The sequence below is a fragment of the Shinella sp. genome, assembly GCF_035998705.1.
Lineage (GTDB): Bacteria > Pseudomonadota > Alphaproteobacteria > Rhizobiales > Rhizobiaceae > Shinella.
This window is the reverse complement of the sequence record NZ_DASYHH010000010.1, coordinates 145,622-164,827: the sequence shown is the minus strand read 5'-3', so window position 1 is coordinate 164,827 and position 19,206 is coordinate 145,622. Positions and strand designations below refer to the sequence as shown.

At 64.9% G+C, this 19,206-nt stretch carries 19 protein-coding genes and 1 pseudogene; 13 read left to right on the top strand and 7 right to left on the bottom strand.

The genetic code is table 11. The features are described from left to right. From cyoC to VGN93_RS08605, 4 genes are all read left to right on the top strand, one after another. Positions 1-624, top strand: coding sequence for a cytochrome o ubiquinol oxidase subunit III (gene cyoC, locus VGN93_RS08620; RefSeq protein WP_327507135.1), 624 nt, complete (start codon positions 1-3; stop codon positions 622-624). After that, positions 621-1,019: a cytochrome o ubiquinol oxidase subunit IV gene (gene cyoD / locus VGN93_RS08615; protein ID WP_327507134.1), complete on the top strand. Its 399-nt coding sequence runs from the start codon at positions 621-623 to the stop codon at positions 1,017-1,019. Before cyoC ends, cyoD begins: the two co-directional genes overlap by 4 nt. Positions 1,020-1,216: 197 nt before the next feature. Further along, positions 1,217-1,936 carry an SURF1 family protein gene (locus VGN93_RS08610; protein ID WP_327507133.1) on the top strand — a complete coding sequence of 240 codons (720 nt, stop codon included), beginning with the start codon at positions 1,217-1,219 and terminating at the stop codon, positions 1,934-1,936. Positions 1,937-2,018: 82 nt separating this feature from the next. Further along, complete coding sequence (locus tag VGN93_RS08605; protein ID WP_327507132.1) at positions 2,019-2,837, top strand: ATP-binding cassette domain-containing protein; 819 nt, start codon at positions 2,019-2,021, stop codon at positions 2,835-2,837. Here VGN93_RS08605 and VGN93_RS08600 read toward each other — a convergent pair. Next, on the bottom strand, positions 2,834-3,907 hold the full coding sequence (locus VGN93_RS08600) for an ROK family protein (RefSeq protein ID WP_327507131.1): 1,074 nt from the start codon (positions 3,905-3,907) through the stop codon (positions 2,834-2,836). The two genes, VGN93_RS08605 and VGN93_RS08600, sit on opposite strands and share 4 nt — an antisense overlap. 113 nt (positions 3,908-4,020) lie before the next feature. Here VGN93_RS08600 and otsB point away from each other — a divergent pair, with 113 nt between their 5' ends. Beyond that, a complete protein-coding gene (otsB, locus tag VGN93_RS08595) occupies positions 4,021-4,830 on the top strand; it encodes a trehalose-phosphatase (RefSeq protein ID WP_327507130.1) in 810 nt (269 codons plus the stop codon). Positions 4,831-4,887: 57 nt separating this feature from the next. Further along, entirely contained in the window at positions 4,888-5,328 is a 441-nt protein-coding gene (locus VGN93_RS08590) for a PPC domain-containing DNA-binding protein (protein ID WP_327507129.1), read from the top strand. Here VGN93_RS08590 and VGN93_RS08585 read toward each other — a convergent pair. Both VGN93_RS08585 and VGN93_RS08580 read right to left on the bottom strand, forming a co-directional pair. Further along, positions 5,325-5,846, bottom strand: coding sequence for a cupin domain-containing protein (locus VGN93_RS08585; RefSeq protein ID WP_327507128.1), 522 nt, complete (start codon positions 5,844-5,846; stop codon positions 5,325-5,327). The two genes, VGN93_RS08590 and VGN93_RS08585, sit on opposite strands and share 4 nt — an antisense overlap. Positions 5,847-5,853: 7 nt before the next feature. Next, the gene (locus tag VGN93_RS08580) at positions 5,854-6,150 is read right to left on the bottom strand and encodes a DUF3175 domain-containing protein (RefSeq protein ID WP_319313788.1); all 297 of its coding nucleotides are present in this window, start codon (positions 6,148-6,150) and stop codon (positions 5,854-5,856) included. Between the two features lie 123 nt (positions 6,151-6,273). Between VGN93_RS08580 and VGN93_RS08575 the strand changes: the two genes are divergently transcribed. Together VGN93_RS08575 and VGN93_RS08570 are read left to right on the top strand one after the other, a co-directional pair. Then, positions 6,274-6,495, top strand: coding sequence for a hypothetical protein (locus VGN93_RS08575; RefSeq protein ID WP_256116824.1), 222 nt, complete (start codon positions 6,274-6,276; stop codon positions 6,493-6,495). Then, positions 6,495-7,292, top strand: a complete 798-nt coding sequence (locus VGN93_RS08570; protein ID WP_327507127.1) for a Ku protein — start codon at positions 6,495-6,497, stop codon at positions 7,290-7,292. Before VGN93_RS08575 ends, VGN93_RS08570 begins: the two co-directional genes overlap by 1 nt. Positions 7,293-7,295: 3 nt before the next feature. Here VGN93_RS08570 and ligD read toward each other — a convergent pair whose 3' ends face one another. Together ligD and VGN93_RS08560 are read right to left on the bottom strand one after the other, a co-directional pair. Next, a complete protein-coding gene (gene ligD, locus VGN93_RS08565; protein WP_327507126.1) occupies positions 7,296-9,851 on the bottom strand; it encodes a DNA ligase D in 2,556 nt (851 codons plus the stop codon). Between the two features lie 2 nt (positions 9,852-9,853). Then, on the bottom strand, positions 9,854-10,717 hold the full coding sequence (locus tag VGN93_RS08560; RefSeq protein WP_327507125.1) for a Ku protein: 864 nt from the start codon (positions 10,715-10,717) through the stop codon (positions 9,854-9,856). Positions 10,718-10,856: 139 nt separating this feature from the next. Between VGN93_RS08560 and VGN93_RS08555 the strand changes: the two genes are divergently transcribed. Next, on the top strand, positions 10,857-12,419 hold the full coding sequence (locus tag VGN93_RS08555) for a phospholipase D-like domain-containing protein (protein WP_327507124.1): 1,563 nt from the start codon (positions 10,857-10,859) through the stop codon (positions 12,417-12,419). Here the strand turns inward: VGN93_RS08555 and VGN93_RS08550 are convergent. Further along, positions 12,317-13,249 carry a UPF0104 family protein gene (locus VGN93_RS08550; RefSeq protein ID WP_327507123.1) on the bottom strand — a complete coding sequence of 311 codons (933 nt, stop codon included), beginning with the start codon at positions 13,247-13,249 and terminating at the stop codon, positions 12,317-12,319. The genes VGN93_RS08555 and VGN93_RS08550 overlap by 103 nt on opposite strands. A gap of 86 nt (positions 13,250-13,335) precedes the next feature. On the opposite strand from VGN93_RS08550, the gene VGN93_RS08545 reads away from it, so the two are divergent. Together VGN93_RS08545 and VGN93_RS08540 are read left to right on the top strand one after the other, a co-directional pair. Next, the gene (locus VGN93_RS08545; protein WP_327507122.1) at positions 13,336-14,061 is read left to right on the top strand and encodes an endonuclease/exonuclease/phosphatase family protein; all 726 of its coding nucleotides are present in this window, start codon (positions 13,336-13,338) and stop codon (positions 14,059-14,061) included. Between the two features lie 85 nt (positions 14,062-14,146). Next, the gene (locus VGN93_RS08540) at positions 14,147-14,356 is read left to right on the top strand and encodes a hypothetical protein (protein WP_327507121.1); all 210 of its coding nucleotides are present in this window, start codon (positions 14,147-14,149) and stop codon (positions 14,354-14,356) included. 368 nt (positions 14,357-14,724) lie between these two features. Here VGN93_RS08540 and VGN93_RS08535 read toward each other — a convergent pair whose 3' ends face one another. Continuing rightward, positions 14,725-15,225: a ferritin-like domain-containing protein gene (locus VGN93_RS08535; protein WP_327507120.1), complete on the bottom strand. Its 501-nt coding sequence runs from the start codon at positions 15,223-15,225 to the stop codon at positions 14,725-14,727. 247 nt (positions 15,226-15,472) lie between these two features. Between VGN93_RS08535 and VGN93_RS08530 the strand changes: the two are divergent. Both VGN93_RS08530 and VGN93_RS08525 read left to right on the top strand, forming a co-directional pair. Then, positions 15,473-17,191 (top strand): annotated as a pseudogene (locus tag VGN93_RS08530) (PAS domain S-box protein); the annotation flags it as partial. After that, complete coding sequence (locus VGN93_RS08525; protein WP_414714067.1) at positions 17,171-19,168, top strand: response regulator; 1,998 nt, start codon at positions 17,171-17,173, stop codon at positions 19,166-19,168. The pseudogene VGN93_RS08530 and the gene VGN93_RS08525, both read left to right, overlap by 21 nt. Positions 19,169-19,206: the final 38 nt, after the last annotated feature.

The window sequence follows — 19,206 nt, the reverse complement described above, 5'->3', positions numbered from 1 at the left end:
ATGAGCGCGACCCAAGTCCAGCAAACCGACGAAAAGCCGAAGTTCTACCTGACGGAAGACCATCACCCGGAAAACAGCACCATGCTGGGTTTCTGGCTCTACCTGATGAGCGACTGCCTGATCTTCGCCGTGCTCTTCGCCACCCACGGCGTGCTCGGCCGCAACTATGCGGCAGGTCCGTCACCGGCCGACCTGTTCGATCTCAACATCGTCGCCATCAACACGGCGATGCTGCTGCTCTCGTCCATCACCTACGGCTTCGCCATGCTCCAGATGGAGCGCAATGCCAAGATGGAGACGCTGGTCTGGCTCGGCATTACCGGCGTGTTCGGCGCGATCTTCCTGGCGCTGGAAATCTACGAGTTCTACCACCTGATCCTCGAGGGCGCCGGCCCGACGCGCTCGGCCTTCCTGTCGTCCTTCTTCACGCTGGTCGGAACACACGGCCTGCACGTCACCTTCGGCATCATCTGGCTGATCACGCTGATGGTGCAGGTCGGCAAACACGGGCTGATCCCGGAAAACCGCCGCCGCCTGATGTGCCTCTCGATGTTCTGGCACTTCCTCGACGTCATCTGGATCGGCGTCTTCTCCTTCGTCTATCTGCTTGGAGTCATCGGATGAGCGCGCACCCCACCCATGAAGACGCTGCCGAAGCCCACCACGCCCACAGCCACGGCCACGGCGCCGGCCATGGCTCGTTCAAGGGCTACATGACGGGCTTCGTCCTGTCGGTGATCCTGACGGCCATTCCCTTCTGGCTGGTAATGGCCGGCGTGCTGGACAGCAAGCTGCTGACCGCCGTCATCGTCATGGGCATCGGCGTCGTGCAGATCGTCGTTCACATGGTCTATTTCCTGCACATGAACCCGCGCTCGGAGGGCGGCTGGACGATGATGGCGCTGATCTTCACGCTGATCATCGTCGGCATCGCGCTCGCCGGCTCGCTCTGGGTCATGCATCACCTCAACCAGAACATGATGCCGATGACCCACGAGATGATGAAGAACATGCCCTGACGAGGGCGAGCCGCGTGCGTTGCGATGCAAACACCCCCCTCTGCCCTGCCGGGCATCTCCCCCTCAAGGGGGGAGATCGGCAGGAAGCGAAAACTTTGCTCAATCGGCAACGGTTGAGATGGACGAAACGGCGCGCCATCCCATCTCCCCCCTTGAGGGGGAGATGCCCGGCAGGGCAGAGGGGGGTGGCGTAGCCCATGCCCCAACCATCCCCCCGCGCCCGATGGCCTCTCACGGGCTTCCTGCTCCTCCTCGTCGCCGTCTTCCTGGCGCTCGGCACATGGCAGGTGCAGCGGTTGTTCTGGAAGCTCGACCTCATCGCGCGCGTCGAAAGCCGCGTCCATGCCGAGCCGGTGCCGGCGCCGGGCAGGGCGGAATGGCCGGCGATCAGCCCGGAAAAGGACGAGTATCGTCGCGTCACCGCCACCGGCCTCTTCCAGCACGACAAGACGGTGCTGGTGCAGGCCGTGACGGAGCGCGGCGCCGGTTTCTGGGTGCTGACGCCGCTCCGCCTGCCGGACGAATCGACCGTGGTCATCAACCGCGGCTTCGTGCCCGCCGACAAGCGCGATCCCGCCGCGCGCGTGGCAAGCGAGATCGCCGCCGGCCCCGTCACCGTGACCGGCCTGCTGCGCATCAGCGAACCCGGCGGCGCCTTCCTGCGCTCCAACGATCCGGCAAACGACCGCTGGTTCTCCCGCGATATTGCCGCCATCGCCGCCGCCAAAGGCCTGAGCAGCGTTGCGCCCTATTTCATCGATGCGGACGCGACGCCCAATCCGGGCGGCCTCCCGGTCGGCGGGCTCACCGTCGTCGCCTTCCGCAACAGCCATCTCGTCTATGCGCTTACCTGGTATGCGCTGGCCGCGATGAGCCTCGTGGGGATCTATCTCGTCCGCAAGCAGCCGGCCGCGTGACATCCCTCGCAACTTGGCGCTTGCCGCGCCGCGCGGGTGAAAATATGAAGGCGGAAATCATATTTGCGAGGACCTGCTTTTCATGAGCGCATCGGCGGCACAAGCAACCGGACCTTCAACCGCTCCGGCCTCCGTGTTTTCCCTGCACGATGTCGGCATGGAACTGGAGGGGCGGGCGCTGCTCAGCTCGATCTCGCTGGAGATCGTCGAAGGCCGCTCGGTCGCGCTGATCGGCCATAACGGATCGGGCAAGTCGACGCTGCTGAAACTTCTCGGCCGGCTTGCCACGCCGACATCGGGCCGCATCCATTTCGAGGGCCAGCCGCTCGAAAGCTGGGAGCGGCGCACGCTGGCGCGTCGGCTCGCCCATTTGCCGCAGTCCCTGCCGCTGGCGCCGGGCATGCTGGTGAAGGAGTTGGTCGCACTCGGGCGTTATCCCTGGCACGGCGCGCTCGGGCGCTTTTCCGCCGAGGACCGCCGCAGGGTCGAGGAGGCGATCGAACTCACCCATCTCGGCACGCTTGCCGATCGCCTGGTCGACAGCCTCTCCGGCGGCGAACGCCAGCGAGCCTGGATCGCCATGCTGGTCGCGCAGGACGCCCGCTGCATGCTGCTCGACGAGCCGATTTCCGCCCTCGACATCGCCCACCAGATCGAGGTCCTGTCGCTGGTGCGCGACCTGACAGCGCAGAAGAACGTCACCGTCGTCACCGTGCTGCACGACGTCAACATGGCGGCGCGCTATTGCGACGACATCGTCGCGCTGCGCGGCGGCGAGGTTGTCTCCGTCGGCACGCCGGAGACCATCATGACGCCGCCGGAACTCGATCGCATCTTCGGCGTCGCGATGGATGTCGTGCGCCAGCCATCCTCCGGCCGCCCGCTCGCCTTCGCGCGCTAATTTTTCTTGTTGACGAAGCTGGCATTGCCCAGCCCGGTGCCGATCGTCACCGCGGCCCAGCTTTTCACGTCCTTCATGCGCGGCACTTCGGAGAGGCCCTGAACCACGGCATCATTGTGCATGATGACGAAGGTCGGTTGGTCGGTGATGTGCGGAATAGCGGTGCGCAGCGCTTCCGGCAGGTTGAAATGCGTGCTTTCCCAATTGCCGCCCGGCAGGTTCTGCCCGCCGCGGGCGATCGAGCCGTCCGCCGCGATGATGCCGGGGCAGCCGATGCCGATGACCGGCGCCAGCGCCAGCTTGGCCTTCTCGGCCTTCGCGATCAGCGCCTCGATCATACGGACCAGATATTCGATCGTCGCGGTGCGGCGGGGTTCGTCATCGGCATGGCGCCACAGCTCGGACTTCCAGACCTTGGCCTTGGAGAAATCCGCCTTTTCGTCGAGGTTGAGCTTGATGACACCGGCGCGGATATTGGTGCCGCCGATATCGACGGCGAGGATCGCATCATGGCCCTTCAGCATCCAGGAGGGAATGAGATGCACGGCACCGATTAGGCCCGCCTCGTCCGGATGATGGGCGATCGGCTTCAGCGCCACCTTCAGGCCTTCCGCCTTTAGCAGGATCTGGGCGCGCGCGATCGCCATCATGCCGACCTTGCTGTCGCGGAAGCCGCCGCCAACGGCGATCGTTTCGGTATCCTTCCAGGAATCTTCCTTCAGGTATTGGGCAATGACGCCCGCAAGCGCTTGTCCGAAATCGCCGATCGCCGCCATCACGAGGGCGGCCGCCTCCGATTCCGGATCCTTCAGCAGTGCATCGACCTCCTTCTTCGAGAGATCGTCGGTCGGAACGCCGCCCAGTGGATCGTCGCCACCCTCGCGGACACGCTTGCGCCAGTCGTTGATGGCGTCGCGGAAGGCGCCCTTGTTCGCCCGGTCGCCGATGAAGCCTTCCTTGTCGCGCCGTTCGAGATTGTAGCTTGCGACGGTGACCGTCGGCAGCTCTTCCGCCCCGTGGGTGACGGGCGCCTCGTTCTCCTCGACCGGTCGCGATTTCTGTTTGGCCATATCCGTTCCCTTGTTGAATGCGAGACCAGAATGCGCCGGGGAAAAACTTGTTCCTGCCGGCTCAGCGGACATCTCCCCTTGCCAGCCGGCAATCGCGATCTAGTTGCTGGTCGATGAGCGAACAGGAACCATCGCGGCCGTCCGACGTCGCAACCCGCCATCTCATCCGTCGCCTGGTCGATGAGCCCGATCGCTGGGCGCTCTTCCTCGACATCGACGGCACCCTCATCGATCTCGCGACGACGCCGGATGCCATTCAGGTGCCGCTGTCGCTGCCCGGCACCCTGGACGCCGTCTCCGCCCGGTTGCGCGGCGCGCTGGCGCTGGTGACGGGGCGCAGCCTGCCCTATGCGGACGGGCTTTTCGCGCCGTTCCGCTTCCCGATCGCCGGTCTGCACGGCGCAGAGTTCCGGGCCGCCGACGGCGAGACGTCGATCGTCACGCAAACGCCCGCCTTCGCTCAGTTGAAAAAGCGTCTCACTGAACAGACTGCCTGGATGGAAGGTGTCCTGATCGAGGACAAGGGTGCCGCCGTCGCGGCGCATTACCGGCTGGCGCCCGCCTATAACACCGCGATCGAAACGCTGATGCGGGACCTCGCCGAGGAAGCGGGACCGGGCTGGGTGCTGCAACCCGGCAAGATGGTCTTCGAAATCCGGCCCGCGCGGGCCGACAAGGGCGACGCGGTCGCCGCCTACCTCGACGCGCCCGCCTTCGCCGGCCGCTTGCCGATCGCGATCGGCGACGACCTGACGGACGAATCCATGTTCGCACTGGCGAATGCGCGTGGTGGCCAGTCGATCCGGGTCGGCTCGCTTTCCGCCGCCACCTGCGCGGTTGCCAGGGCCTCGTCGCCCTCGGCCATCCGATCGGCGCTCGCCGCCATCGCGACCGCGCACGAAGAGAGGGCATCCGCCTCCTGACCATCGGGAACCGAAGCGGCCTTCGCGCCTTTCCCTCTTCGGCAAAGGGAGACCGAGATGAAACACAAACTTCTGGCCAGCGACGCGGGCGAACGCACCTTCATTCTCGTTCTCGACGAGGGGGACGAGGCCTTTCGCTGCATCGTCGACTTCGCCGAAAGAGAGGGCGTGACGGCGGCCTCGATCACTGCGATCGGCGCTTTTCGTTCGGCGATGATCGCCTTCTTCGATTTCGAGACGAAGAGCTACGAGAAGATCCCCGTCGAGATGCAGTCGGAAGTGCTGAGCATGCTCGGCGATATCGCGATCGACGACGAGGGCAAGGCGAGCCCGCATCTCCATGTCGTGCTCGGCCTTTCCGACGGCAGCACGAAGGGCGGCCATTTCCTCGAGGGCTACGTGCGGCCGACGCTGGAAGTCGTGCTCCGGGAAACGCCGGCCGATCTCAGGCGCAAGCACCGCGCCGATCTCGGCATCGCCCTCATCGATCTTCGTTAGTCCGGGTTGCCGGATGCCTCTTTCCAGAGCGCGACGAGCGGGCCGCCGGCACCGTGGAACGGATCGCTGTGGGGCACGGGCAAGTTGGCGATGATCTTCAATTCTCCCGGCGTTGCAGCCGCCGTCTCGATATCGGCGTGCTGGCCCGGCGGATAGCCGCCGACCACGAGGAAATCCTCGCTGGCGGAAATCCGCATATGGCCGGTGCCTGCGGGAAGCACCAGGCAATCGCCCGCGCGCACTTCCAGGGTGGCACCCTCCGGCCCGCCGATCAGGAGTTCCGCCTTGCCCTCGGCGATGCCGAGAACCTCATGCGCCCCGACATGGTAGTGCTGGTAGGAAAAGACGCCGTTGCGCCAGAGGCCCTGCCAGCCGGCATCGAAAAACCGGCTTTCGAAGCCATGCGCTCGATCCTTTTCCGTCCGTTCAAAAACCTGGCGATAGACGAGGACCGGCAGGAAAGGGTGGTTGGGCACCCACTCGCTCGCCGGGAAGAACAGCACTTCCGGATTTGTCATCTCGACCTCATTTGCCCTGTTTCGGCGCCTTGCCGAAATCCTTGCGCAATTCGTCCTTGGCCTTTTCCAGCGTACCGCGGCGGCTCTTGGACAGCTGGCTTCCGGCCCTGTTGATATAGAATGTGAGCATGGACATGGCAGAGCGGAAGGGGTTCGATTTTCGCCTGTCGCTTTCCTCGGCCGACTGCTTCAGGGAGGCTGCGATCTTCCTGGCGCTACGCTCCTTGAAGACGCCCTTGTCGAGATCCAGCGCGTCGCTGTTCTCGGTGACGTCCTGCGACCATTTTTTCTTCTTCCTGGCCATGCTCGGTCTCCTCCATCCTCCCGGGGTGTTGGTCTTTCGACAGTCGAACTATCCCGCGCGGCCGATGTTCCGGGAACCGACGGCGCGATACCCGCATTAGGGGGTCGAACGGAGATTTTCGCCATGGACAACAAGGACCGACTGATCCTGGCGCTGGCGGCACTTCTGCGCGCCGAGCGCGAAACCCGCGGCGCCCTGCTGGAGGTGCTGGAGGAAGATTCCATCTCGCGCGAGACGCTGATGGCGATCCTGTCCGATCCGATCCCCATCGTCACGCAGGAGGACATCGCGTTCGCCGAACGGTTCGCGCTCTCCAAACACCTGCCGATCGAGAGGAAGAGCTGATGGCGCCGCGCTCGTTCTGGAAGGGTTATCTCAAGCTCTCGCTCGTCACCTGCCCGGTGGCGATGACGCCCGCAATTTCCGAGGAGGACAAGGTCCGTTTCCGCACCCTGAACGGCAAAACCGGCAATCCCGTCGTCAGCCGCTATGTCGATGGTGTTACCGGCAAGGCGGTCGGCGAGGACGACGAGGTGAAGGGCTATCCGCGCGGCGAAGACGACTATGTCGTGCTGGAGGACGAGGAGATCGAGGCGGTGGCGCTCGAAAGCACGCGCACGATCGACATCGACAGCTTCGTGCCACGTGAGACGATCGAATGGATCTGGTACGACGCGCCGCATTTTCTCGTGCCGAACGACACGGTCGGCGAAGAGGCGTTTTCGGTGATCCGCGAGGCGATGGCGGCGACCGGCACGGTCGGCATTTCCCGGCTGGTGCTCTATCGCCGCGAGCGCGCGGTGATGCTGGAGCCGCGCGGCAAGGGCATCGTGCTGTGGACGCTGCGCTACGGCGACGAGGTGCGCGAGGAGAAGGACTATTTCGCCGGATTGAAGGCCGGAAAACCGGAAGCGAAGGCCCTGACACTGGTCAAGACGCTCATCAAGGAGCGCACGAAGCCCTGGGATCCGAAGATGGCCGACGACCCGGTGCAGGACCGCCTTCTCGACATCATCGCCGCGAAGAAGAAGGGCCGCAAGCGCCCGGCCAAGACGAAATCGCCACCGCCGACATCCGGCAATGTCATCAACATCATGGACGCGCTGCGCAAGAGCATCAAGGCTGAGGGCAAGGGCAAATAGCCCTCAGCCCTTGGCTTTGCTTTTTGCCGCCTTCAACGGCTCCGCCGCCGCCTTGAATTCCGCCCAGGGATCGGCATCGAGCGCCTGAAGCCGCGTCGGGGTGTTTTCGACGGTGAAGTAAGCGGGGCCGATATCCGGGCTGAGCTCTTTCCAGGCAAGCGGCATCGAGACCGCAGCACCCGGACGGGCACGGGTGGAATAGGGCGCGACCGCCGTCATGCCGCGCTGGTTGCGCAGGTAGTCGATGAGGATCTTGCCGCCGCGCTTCGACTTGGTGATGGTCGAGACATAGTTTTCCGGGCTGTCCTTCGCCATGGCGTCGGCGATGCCCTTGCAGAAGGCCTTGACCGCCGGCCATTGCGCGGAGGGTTTCAGCGGCGCGACGACGTGCAGGCCCTTGCCGCCGGAGGTCTTGACGAAGGCGTTGAGCCCTGCCGCTTCCAGCCGCTTGCGGGTCTCCTCGGCCGCCTTGATGATGGCGGGCCAGTCGACACCTTCGCCGGGATCGAGGTCCATGATGATGCGGTCCGGCCGCTCCCAATCGGCGAGCGTCGAGCCCCAGGGATGGATTTCCAGCGTCGCCGACTGCACGAGACCCAGCAGCCCGTCGAGATCGTTGATCGCGACATAGGGCTCGTCGTCCTTCTCTGCCGGGTCCTGCACCTCGACGATATTGGCATTGATGCCCTTCCAGGCGTGTTTCTGGAAGAAGGTCTGGCCGTCGATGCCGCTCGGCGCGCGCAACAGCGCGAGCGGCCGGCCGACGATATGCGGGGCGATATAGCGCCAGACCTCGGTGTAATAGTCCGCAAGGCCCTCCTTGGTGACGCCTTCGGCGGGCCAGTAGACCCGGTCCGGATGAGTGAGGCGCACGGTGCGGCGCGGCGGCTTTTCGGCGTTCGGGGGGGTTTTCGATCTGGGCACTTCGGCGACGACCTCCGTTGCGAGTTTGTCTTCCCTCAAACCGCGAAAGGAAGCATGCCGCAGATGCCCGTCGGCCGTCCAGGCGCGAAATTCCACCTCCGCTACCAGTTCCGGCCGCACATAGCGCGCCTGCCGCGCTTCGTCCGCCGTGAGCGGACGGCCGAACGGGCTTTCGTCCGTCCGCAGGCGGTTCAATCGCTTGAAGAGATCGGCGGCGACCGAGGCGCTGAAACCGGTGCCCACCCGGCCGACCGGTTCGAGCTTGCCGTTATTGTAGACGCCGAGCACAAGGGAGCCGATCGCCTGGCGCGACACGGAGGACGGTACGAAACCGCCCACCACGAACTCCTGGCGCGCCGAACATTTCGACTTGATCCAGCTCTTGCTGCGCCCGCCGCGGTAGGGCGCGTCGCGCAGTTTCGAGACGACGCCTTCGAGGCTCAGCCGGCAGGCATGGCTGAGCACGAGCGCGCCGTTTTCGTCGAAATGACCGCTTTGGCGCAGCGTCCCTTCCGTTCCGGGCACGAGCGTTGCTAGCAGGGATTTGCGCTCCTCCAGCGGCAGGCGCGTCAGGTCGTAGCCGTCGAGATAGAGAAGGTCGAAGACATAGAAGACGAAGCGGTCGTCGCGCCCTTCGCTGAGATCGGCCTGCAAGGCGGAGAAATCGGAGGCGCCGGCGGCGGTTTCGACGACGAGTTCCCCGTCGATGATCGCCGTGCCCATCGGCAGGTCGCGCAGCGCCTCCGGCACGGCCTTGCCGAACTTCTTCGTCCAGTCGAGACCGCTGCGGGTGAGAAGCTTCACGCGACCGGCCTCGATGCGGGCCTGAAGCCGGTAGCCGTCGAACTTGATCTCGTGCAGCCATCGTTCGCCGGCGGGCGGCGCGGCGGCGAGCGTCGCCAGCGTCGGAGGCAGGAAATCCGGCAGTTTTGCCTTGCGGGCGCCCTTGAGGTCGGAGGGGTCGGGCACCGGAGTCGCCTTTACTGTCGGTTTTGCTTTCGTCTCCTTAGCCACCTTCGGTTTCGCGGATTTCCGGATTCGCCCCGTCTTCGACGACCAGCCCGGCGCCTCGCCGGCAACGTCCGCAATTTCCCGCCCGGTCTTCACCGATTCCGGCCGCTCGTCGAGAAGGCCGTCCTCGCCCTCCGGCATGGCGAATTCGTCGTCGCCCTTGATCAGCAGCCAGTTCTCGCGCTTTTCGCCCGGCCTGCCGTGCATGCGCACGAGATGCCAGCGGCCATGCAGCTTCTCGCCGTCGAGCTCGAATTCCAGATGCCCCTTGGCATAGGCTTTCTTTGCATCGCCAAGCGGCAACCAGGTGCCGCGGTCCCAGACGATCACCGTGCCGCCACCATATTCGCCCTTTGGGATCGTGCCCTCGAAGTCGCCATAGGCCAGCGGATGGTCCTCGACATGCACGGCGAGGCGCTTTTCGCTCGGCACCAGGCTCGGGCCGCGCGTCACCGCCCAGCTTTTCAGCACGCCGTCCATTTCGAGGCGGAAATCATAGTGCAGGCGGGTCGCGTCGTGTTTCTGAATGACGAAGCTGTTGCCGCTCTTTCGTCCCTTGCGGCCCTTCGGCTCGGCGGTCGTCTTGAAATCCCGTTTCTGCCGGTAGAGATCGAGCGTCGCCATGTTCAGCCCGCCTTTCGCCGGCCGGCGGCCGGCTTGCGCGTCGATGCGGTTTTCTTCGTGCCTTTCTTCGTGCCGGGCTTCGCCGTCTTGCTATCCCGGCCGGCGCTCTGGCGCAGCGCTTCCATCAGGTCGATGACCTTGCCTTCGGCCTTCGGCTTCTGCGGTTTGATCTTGCGGCCCTCGATCTTCGCCTTCACCACCTCGGCCAGCGCCGCGTCGTAACGGTCGTCGAACGTCTTCGGATCGAAGCGGCCGCTCTTCGTCTTGATGATATGCTCGGCCAGTTCCAGCATCTCGCCCTTGAGCTTGATGTCGGGGATCTCGGAAAACGTCTCCTCGGCAGAGCGGACTTCGTAGTTATAGTTGAGCGTGGTCGCGATGAGGCCGTCGCCGTGCGGGCGGATCAGCACGGTGCGCACCCGGCGGAACAGCACGGTCTCGGCCAAAGCCGCCACCTTCCGGCTCTTCATGCCCTCGCGGATCAGGGTGAAAACCTCCTCGCCATGCCGATCGGCCGGCGCGAGGTAATAGGGCTTGTCGAAAAACAGGTCGTCGATCTCGTCGCAGGCGATGAAGGCCCCGATATCCATCGTCTTGTCGCTCTCCGGCACCGCGGCGGCGACTTCCTCCGGGTCGAGCACGATATAGTCGTCCTTGCCGGTCTCGTAGCCCTTGACCTGGTCGTCGCGCTCCACGGGCTTGCCGGTCTCGCTATCGACGAATTCGCGCCGGAGGCGGTGTCCGGTCGTGCGGTTCAGCATGTGAAATGAAATGCGCTCGTTCGTCGAGGCTGCCGTATAGAGGGCGACCGGACAGACCAACTCCGCCACCTTCAAGAAACCCTTCCAGTTCGCTCTTGGCGCCACGCTGCCGCACTCCCGTTTCAAAACGGAAGCAATGCCGGCAGGCGTGATTTGTTCCGGCATTTGCCGGCATCGGGAACCAAAGTCGTTTCCACGAATTTCCGCGCAGAATGAATGCGTCTCCAAGACAAGGCAGCAGATCGTGCGAATTGAAGAGTTTCCGTCGTGCGTCCCGACCGCAGACGCGCCTTCCGCCATCATCCGGCCCGGATGCAACGTCTGGCGCACGGCGACCGCCGACCGGCTGAGCGTTCTGATCGACGGCGAGGCTTATTTCCGGGCGCTGGAGAGCGTGCTGGAACAGGCACAGCGAGAGGTGTGGATCGTCGGCTGGGACTTCAATCCCGACATCCGGGTTCGGCCCGACGACCCGCAATCGCCGACCCTTGGCGCCTTCCTGCTGAACCTCGCCGAAACGCGGCCGGCGCTCACAATCCGGGTGCTCGTCTGGTCGATGGGGCCGATCTATTCGGGGAAATCGCTGAAAATGTTCCGAAAGCGGCGGTGGTCCTCGCATCCGCGCATCGTGCTCGCCTTCGACAACCGGCATCCGCTGCGCGGATCGCACCACCAGAAGATCGTGGTGGTGGACGACCGCGTGGCCTTCGTCGGCGGCATTGATCTCACGGCGAAACGCTGGGATACGAGCGAACACCGCGTCGACGATCCGCGCCGCACGCTGCCGTCGGGCGAGCGCTACGAGCCGGTGCACGACATGCAGGTGGCGCTCGAAGGCGAGGCCGCGCGGCTGGCCGGCGACGTTGCACGGAGCCGTTGGCTGTTTGCGACGGACGAGGCGGTGCCCGCCTGCGAGACGGGCGCTTCCGTGTGCCTCGACGGCGTCGTCGCCGACATGACGAACAGCACCGTCGCCCTTGCCCGCACGGAACCGGCGCTGCGCGGCCGGGCCTGCTGCACGGAGGCGATGGACCTCACGCTCGCGGCCCTTTCGGCGGCGCGCCGGCACATCTACATCGAGAGCCAGTATTTCGCCTCGAAGAAGGTCTGCGACGTGCTGTGCGAGAAGCTCGCCGATCCCGATGGGCCGGAGGTGGTCGTGATCTCCACCTTGAGTTCGCATGGCATGATCGAGCGCATGGTGCTCGGCGCGAACCGTGATCGTCTTGTCCGGCGGCTCCACCAATGCGACAAGTTCGGCCGCATGCGGGCCTTCTATCCCGTCGTGCCGAGGCCCGATGGCACGGAGCAGGAAGTCATCATCCACTCGAAAGCCGTGCTGGTCGACGACATTTTTCTGCGCATCGGTTCGTCCAACCTGAACCAGCGCAGCGAAGGGCTGGATACCGAACTGGACATCGCGATGGAAGCGCGCACCGAGGCAGAGCGCCGCAGCATCCGGGAACTCCGGGACCGGCTGCTGGCGGAGCATCTCGACGCGGACCCGGCGGCCTTCGGGGCTGCGGTGCAGGCGGAAGGCTCACTCGTCACGACCATAGACTCTTTCAACACCCGCGCACGCGGCCTGCGGCCCTTCGATGCCGCAAAGGGCGAGGGCGCTACCGAGCTGGTTTTCGGCACCGGTTTGGTCGATCCGGTGGCGCCCTGGTGGCCGCTCTCCACACTGGTGGAGTCCGTCCGCCGTCAACTCGGGCTGTTGCGCAGGCCGGAATCCCCGTTCGGTCCGAGCAAGGCTTCGCTTGCCAGCAACGAAACGAGCCCGAGCGGCAGCGGGATGAAGAAGTAGACGACACGGAAGGCGATCAGCGCACCGATCGAGGCGGAGCCTCCGAGAAGGAAGCCGATCGTCGCCTCCAGCACGCCGAGCCCGCCGGGCACATGGCTGACGAGCGCGGTCAGATTGCCGACCACATAGGCAGCCGTCGTCTCCATATAGCCGGCGGCACCCGCGAGGAGCTGGTGCAGCGAGGCGGCGACGAAGGCGAAATTGAGCGTCCCCACCCCGATCTGCAAGGCCGCGATACGCGGCGTCGGCAGGGCGAAGCGCCAGCTCCGTACCTTGAGTTCCCCGCGCACGAAGGTAGCCAACGTCAGATAGGCAGCGCCAAGCACCAGGCAGACGGCACCGAGCCCGACGGAGGCCGCCGTCCCGAGCCCCGCCACCTTGCCGGCAGTGCCCGGAAGCAGCATCAGGCAGAGGCCGGCCAGCGTGATGAGCCCGAGGCCGACCGTGACGCCGCAAAAGACGATCAGCTTGGCGATCTCCTCGGCGGTCAGGCCCCAGCGGGAATAGAAGCGATAGCGCACCGCGCCGCTGCTGAGGGCGGCGATGCCGACATTGTGGCCGATGGCAAGGCTGGTGAAGGAGGCAAGGGCCGCGCGCGGATAGGCGAGCGGCTTTTCGACATAGCGCAGAGCGAGAAAATCGAAGAGCGTCAGGCAGAGATAGGAGCATGCGGCAAAGGCGAGCGCGAGGGCGAAATTCATGGCCGGGATTTCGGTGATCGAGCCGGAGATGTCCGCCCACGAATATTGGCTCAAGGTTCGATAGACCAGCCAGCCGGCGACAAGGACCGCGCAGGCGACCAGCGCGTGGAGGATATGGGCTCGTTTCATTCGACGATCTTTCCTGGATATGTCGAAACGGAACGAAATCGGAGGTTTTCGTGTTCCCGGGGTGCGAAAATATCGAAAGGAACGGCATGGGCACGCGCCTCAGGATCGCGACCTACAATGTACATAGCTGCTTCGGCACCGACCAAAGGCTTGATCCCGGCCGCATCGCCGAGGTTATTGCGGAGTGTGAGGCGGATATCGTCGCGTTGCAGGAGGTCGACGTGTCGCGCGCCCGCAGCGGCGGCATCGATCAGGCGCAGACCATCGCCAACCACCTGCGCATGGTCTCGCACTTCCATCCGGCCCTTCACCTCGAAGAGGAGCGGTATGGCGATGCGCTGCTGACGGCGCTTCCGACCCGTCTCGTCAAGGCGGCAGGCCTGCCGTCGCGCGGCGAGCCGCGGGGGGCGCTTTGGGTCGAGGTGCCGGTAGACGCGGTGACGTTGCAGATTTTCGTAACGCATCTCGGCCTTCTGGGCGGCGAGCGCGTGCGCCAGACCGAGGCCTTGATGGGGCCGGGCTGGCTCGGCGCTGAGATGGCGAAGGAGGCACGCACCGTTTTCGTCGGTGATCTCAACGCGATCTCCCGCTCCGCATCCTATCGCATGCTGGCGCGGCGTCTCACGGATGCGCAGGTCGTATCAGGCGGCAAGCCCAGGGCGACATTCCCCTCCCGCCTGCCGCTGCTGCGCATCGACCACATCTTCGTCGGCGAGGGCATCAGGGTCCTCAAAACCTTCGTCAACGACAGCCCGCTTGCACGCCGCGCGTCCGATCACCTGCCGCTCTGTGCCGACCTGGAGATCGAATGATCGGTACGGTTTCGCACAAATCGGCTTCGCGCGGGAACTTCCACCCGCCGGCGCCGTTTGGACCTTGCCTAGAAGGGAGAGCAAGATGGAAGAACAATCCAACATCCAGCTGCATTTCGACGTTCTGAGTTGCCGGGCACTGCTGTCGTGCGAAGGCAAGGATTATGTCCTGCCGGATACCTATGCAAGCAAGGAAGCCGCGCAGGTCGCGGCACAGAAATTCGCTTTCGAAAAGCTCGGAATGAAGAGCCGGCAGGCCCGCAATCCCTCCGACCTCGCTATCTGGCTGCGTTAGCCAGCGGGCCAGTATCGGTCATCGGCGAAATCCGCTGGGATGGGCCGAAGGGCACAAAGCGTGTCGGCAACGAACTCGATCTGCATCATGCGGTAACGCACCGCATTCGGCACAGCGCGCCCGGTCGCAAGCGCGCGGACGCGATGCGGGTCTATGTCACTTGTGGAAAGCCTGCGGCGCGCCTCCCGCAGCACATCGTCGGCCGTCGGCACTCTTGCGCCGGGCGGCCCCATATCCGTTCCCCCGACAATCCTGAACCGACCCTGCTCCATGCCTTGCGCCTCCGGAATCTCTCCCCGAAAGCATCACCCAGCAAGCTTGTATGAGGCTGGCTGGCCGGGCGCAGAACGCGCCCGGCCATCGGCATGTCATGCCACCTTTTTCTGCGCGGCCGCGTTGACGGCGCTTTCGGCAAGCGTGGTCAGCGTCGCGTCAGTCTTCGATTCTTCCTTCAGCGTCGCATCCAGCAGCTTCGCCGCATCGCGATGGCCGAGCTGTTCCGCCCAGGCTTTCAACGTGCTGTAGCGGGTGATTTCGTAGTGCTCGACAGCCTGCGCAGAGGAAATCAGGCCGGCGTCGAGCGCCGTGGTCCCCTTGAAGTCCTCGATGATTTCCTCGCCCTCGGAAAGGATGCCCTGGATCGCCTCGCAGGTCTTGCCCTGCGCACGCTTGCCGATCGCCTCGAACACCTGCTGCAGGCGCTCGATATGGCCTTCGGTTTCTTCCTTGTGTTTTTCGAAGGCGGCCTTCAGCGCCGGCGCCTGGGCGGCACGGGCCATCTTCGGCAGCGCCTTCACGATTTGCCGCTCGGCGTAATAGATGTCCTTCAGCGTATCGTAGAACAGATCGTTGAGTGTCTTCTCAGCCATTTCGATGTTCTCCTTGATTGGGCTCCGGCGGGTGCCGGACCGGACAACAACCGGCTTGTCAACGCGATGTTCCGGGCGGGCCGGAAAATTGCGTGCGTCGACCCCATCGCGACATTTGACGTGCTGCCGCCGCGCCCTATGTCTGATCGCGGTCCCGGGCGTCGACGGCATCGATCGCGGTTTTCGCGCGGAGGCTGCGCTAAGAAGATTGCCGGCTTTCGGTGAGTGGTCTGGAAAGAGGGTGTGAATGGCGTCGCAATATGATGGGCAGCCTCCGTTCCTGAACGGAGGCGGGAATGCCGCGGATCTGATCGTCGCCTTCGACTGGTCCGCAACGACGCTCGGTCCCATCAGCGGGTGGCCGCAGAGCCTCAAGACCACGGTCAGCCTCATGCTGCGTTCGCCCGTGCCCATGGTGCTGCTGTGGGGCGAAGACGGCATCATGATCTACAACGAAGCCTATTCAGTGTTTGCCGGCGAGCGGCATCCGGCGCTCTTCGGCAGCAAGGTGCGGGAGGGCTGGCCGGAGGTCGCCGACTTCAACGATAATGTCATGAAAGTCGGTCTTGCCGGCGGCACGCTCGCCTACAAGGACCAGGACCTGACGCTCTACCGGCATCGGGGCGAGCCGGAACGGGTCTGGATGAACCTCGACTATTCGCCGGTGCTCGGCGAGGACGGCCATCCGGCAGGCGTCATCGCCATCGTGGTCGAGACGACCGCCAAGGTGAAGGCCGAGGAGCGGCTGAAATCGGAGGGTGAGCGGCTCCGCCAGATGTTCGAGCAGGCGCCCGGCTTCGTGGCGACGCTCGTCGGGCCGGACCACGTCTTCGAGATCGCCAACAACGCCTATCTCCAGCTCGTCGACCACCGCGACATTCTTGGAAAGCCGATCCGGGAGGCCTTGCCGGAGGTCGTAGGGCAGGGCTTCGTCGACCTGCTCGATCGCGTGATATCCACCCGCCGCCCCTATGTCGGCACGGGTGCTCGCGTGCTGCTGCGCCGCCGGCAGGACAGCGCGCCCGATGAGCGCTACCTCGATTTCATCTACCAGCCGGTGTTCGACGAGGGTGGCCGGGCGACCGGCGTCTTCGTGCAGGGCCACGACGTCACCGAACAACGGGCGACCGAAGAGGCGCTGCGGGAAAGCGAGGCGCGGTTTCGTCTCGCGGCGGACAATGCGCCCGTCATGCTCTGGATGGGCGACGAAAACGGCAGGTGTCTCTACCTGAACGCCCTGAAGCGCGAATTCTGGGGCGTGGCGCAGGAAGATGTCACGACCTTCGACTGGAACGACACGGTCCATCCAGACGACATGCCGGCGCTCGCCGAAACGGTTGGCGACGCCATGCGCCGCCAGGTTCCGTTCTCCACGGAGGCGCGCTATCGCCGCAAGCTCGGCTGCTATCGGCTGCTGCACACGCAGGCCCAGCCGCGTTTTGGCGCAGGCGGCGAATTTCTAGGCATGATCGGCGTCAATGTCGACGTCACGGAGCTGCGCGCGCAAGAGATGCGGCGCAATGCTCTGATCGAACTCGCCGACCGGTTCAGCGAATTGACCGAGCCCGCCGACATCGCCTTCGTGGCGGCCGAGACGCTGGGGAGGCTGCACACCGTCAGCCGCGCCGGCTATGGCACCATCGACCTCGTCGGCGAGACGATCACCATCGAGCGCGACTGGAATGCCCCCGGCGTCGAGACGATCGCCGGCGTGCTGAACTTCCGCGACTATGGCAGCTATATCGAAGATCTCCGGCGCGGCGAGACCGTCGTCGTTTCGGATGCGGAGACGGATGCGCGCACCAGGACGACGGCGGACGCCCTGAAGGCGATCAAGGCGCGGGCCTTCATCAACATGCCGATCACCGAGGCCTCCGGCCTCGTCGCGCTGCTCTACCTGAACCATGAAGACGCGCGCGAATGGTCGCCGAGCGAGCTGGATTTCGTGCGCGAAGTTGCTGCGCGTACCCGGGTCGCGGTCGAGCGGCGCCGCGCCGAGCAGAAGCTCGAACAGCTGGCGAACTCGCTGGAGCGCCAGGTCAGCGAACGCACCGCCGAGGTCAACCGGCTCTGGCGCAACGCGCGCGACCTGCTCGTGGTGACGGGCGACGACGGCACGATCCGTTCGGTCAATCCGGCCTGGTCGGCCGTGCTCGGGTTTCCGGCACGCGACAGCGTCGGCCGGCGCATCGGCACGTTCGTCTGGCCGGACGATGTGGCGATGTTCCTGACGGGCGACCGCCGACTGCCGGATCTCGACGTGCGCTTCCGCCATATCGACGGCTCGGCGCGCTGGATCTCCTGGCGCATCTTCGTGGAGGAAGGGCTGACCTTTGCCTACGGACGCGACGTGACGGCGGAACGGGAGCAGGCCCGCGCGCTGGCGGACGCCTCGGAACAGTTGCGACAAGCCCAGAAGATGGAGGCGATCGGCCAGTTGACGGGCGGTGTCGCACACGATTTCAACAATCTTTTGCAGGTGATATCGGGCAATCTTCAACTGTTGAGCAAGGACGTTGCCGGCAATGCGAAGGCGGAGCAGCGCATTGCGAACGCCATTGCCGGCGTCGGCCGCGGCTCCAAGCTCGCCAACCAGCTCCTCGCCTTCGGCCGCCGGCAGGCGCTGGAACCGAAGGTCATCAATATCGGCCGGTTCATCTTGGCGCTGGAGGACCTGCTGCGCCGCACGATCGGCGAGGCGATCGAAATCGAGACGATCCGCTCCAGCGGCCTGTGGAACACCTTCGTCGATCCCTCGCAGATCGAGAACGCCGTCCTCAACCTCGCCATCAATGCGCGCGACGCCATGGGCGGCGTGGGCAAGCTGACGGTCGAGGTGGGCAATGCCTATATCGACGACGCCTATGCCCGCAAACACCAGGATATCCGAACCGGCCAGTATGTCCTCATCGCCGTCACCGATACGGGCGAGGGCATGACCGCGGACGTGCTGGAACGCGCCTTCGAGCCGTTCTTCTCCACCAAGCCGGTCGGCAAGGGCAGCGGGCTCGGGCTTTCCATGGTCTATGGTTTCGTCAAACAGTCGGGCGGGCATGTGAAAATCTACAGCGAGCCGGGCGAGGGCACGACGGTGCGCGTCTACCTGCCGCGCTCGAAGGAAGAGGAGGACCGGCTTACCGATATCGACTACGGCCCGGTCACCGGCGGCACGGAAACGATCCTCGTCGCGGAGGATGACGACGAGGTGCGCGCGACCGTCGTCGAAATGCTCGGCGATCTCGGTTATTCGGTGCTGAAGGCGCGCGATGCCGCAAGCGCGCTGACGGTCATCGAAAGCGGCGTGTCGATCGACCTGCTGTTTACCGATGTCGTCATGCCGGGGCCTTTGCGCAGTCCCGATCTCGCCCGCAAGGCGCGCGAACGGCTGCCCAACCTCGCCGTGCTCTTCACCTCCGGCTATACGGAGAATTCGATCGTGCACGAAGGCCGGCTCGATGCCGGCGTCGAACTCCTGTCGAAACCCTACAGCCGGGAGGCGCTGGCGCGCAAAATTCGCGCCACGCTGGCGGGCCGCAGCAAGGCGGAAGCCGAGGTTCCGGCCGGTGAAGGCCAATCGGGGGAAGGGGCGGCGAAAGGAAAAGCGCTGAAGATCCTGCTGGTCGAGGACGATTTCCTGATCCGGCTCAATGCCGCCGATCTGCTGCAGGAACTTGGCCACGACATCGTCGAGGCGACGACCGCGGAAGAGGCGCTGCCGCTGCTGAAGGCCCAGGCCTTCGACATCCTGCTGACGGATATCGGCCTGCCCGCCATGTCCGGAACAGAGCTGGCGATCCATGCCCGCGCAGAAAACCCCGCCATCGGCGTCGTCTTCGCGACCGGCCATAACAGCCTGCCGAGCATTCCCGGCGACCGCCCGGCCATCCTCCTGCAAAAGCCCTACGATTCCGCAGCCGTCATAGCCGCCCTGGCGGCTGCCTGAACCGACATCCCGCCGACCCGCTTTCAGGCAGGCAATCG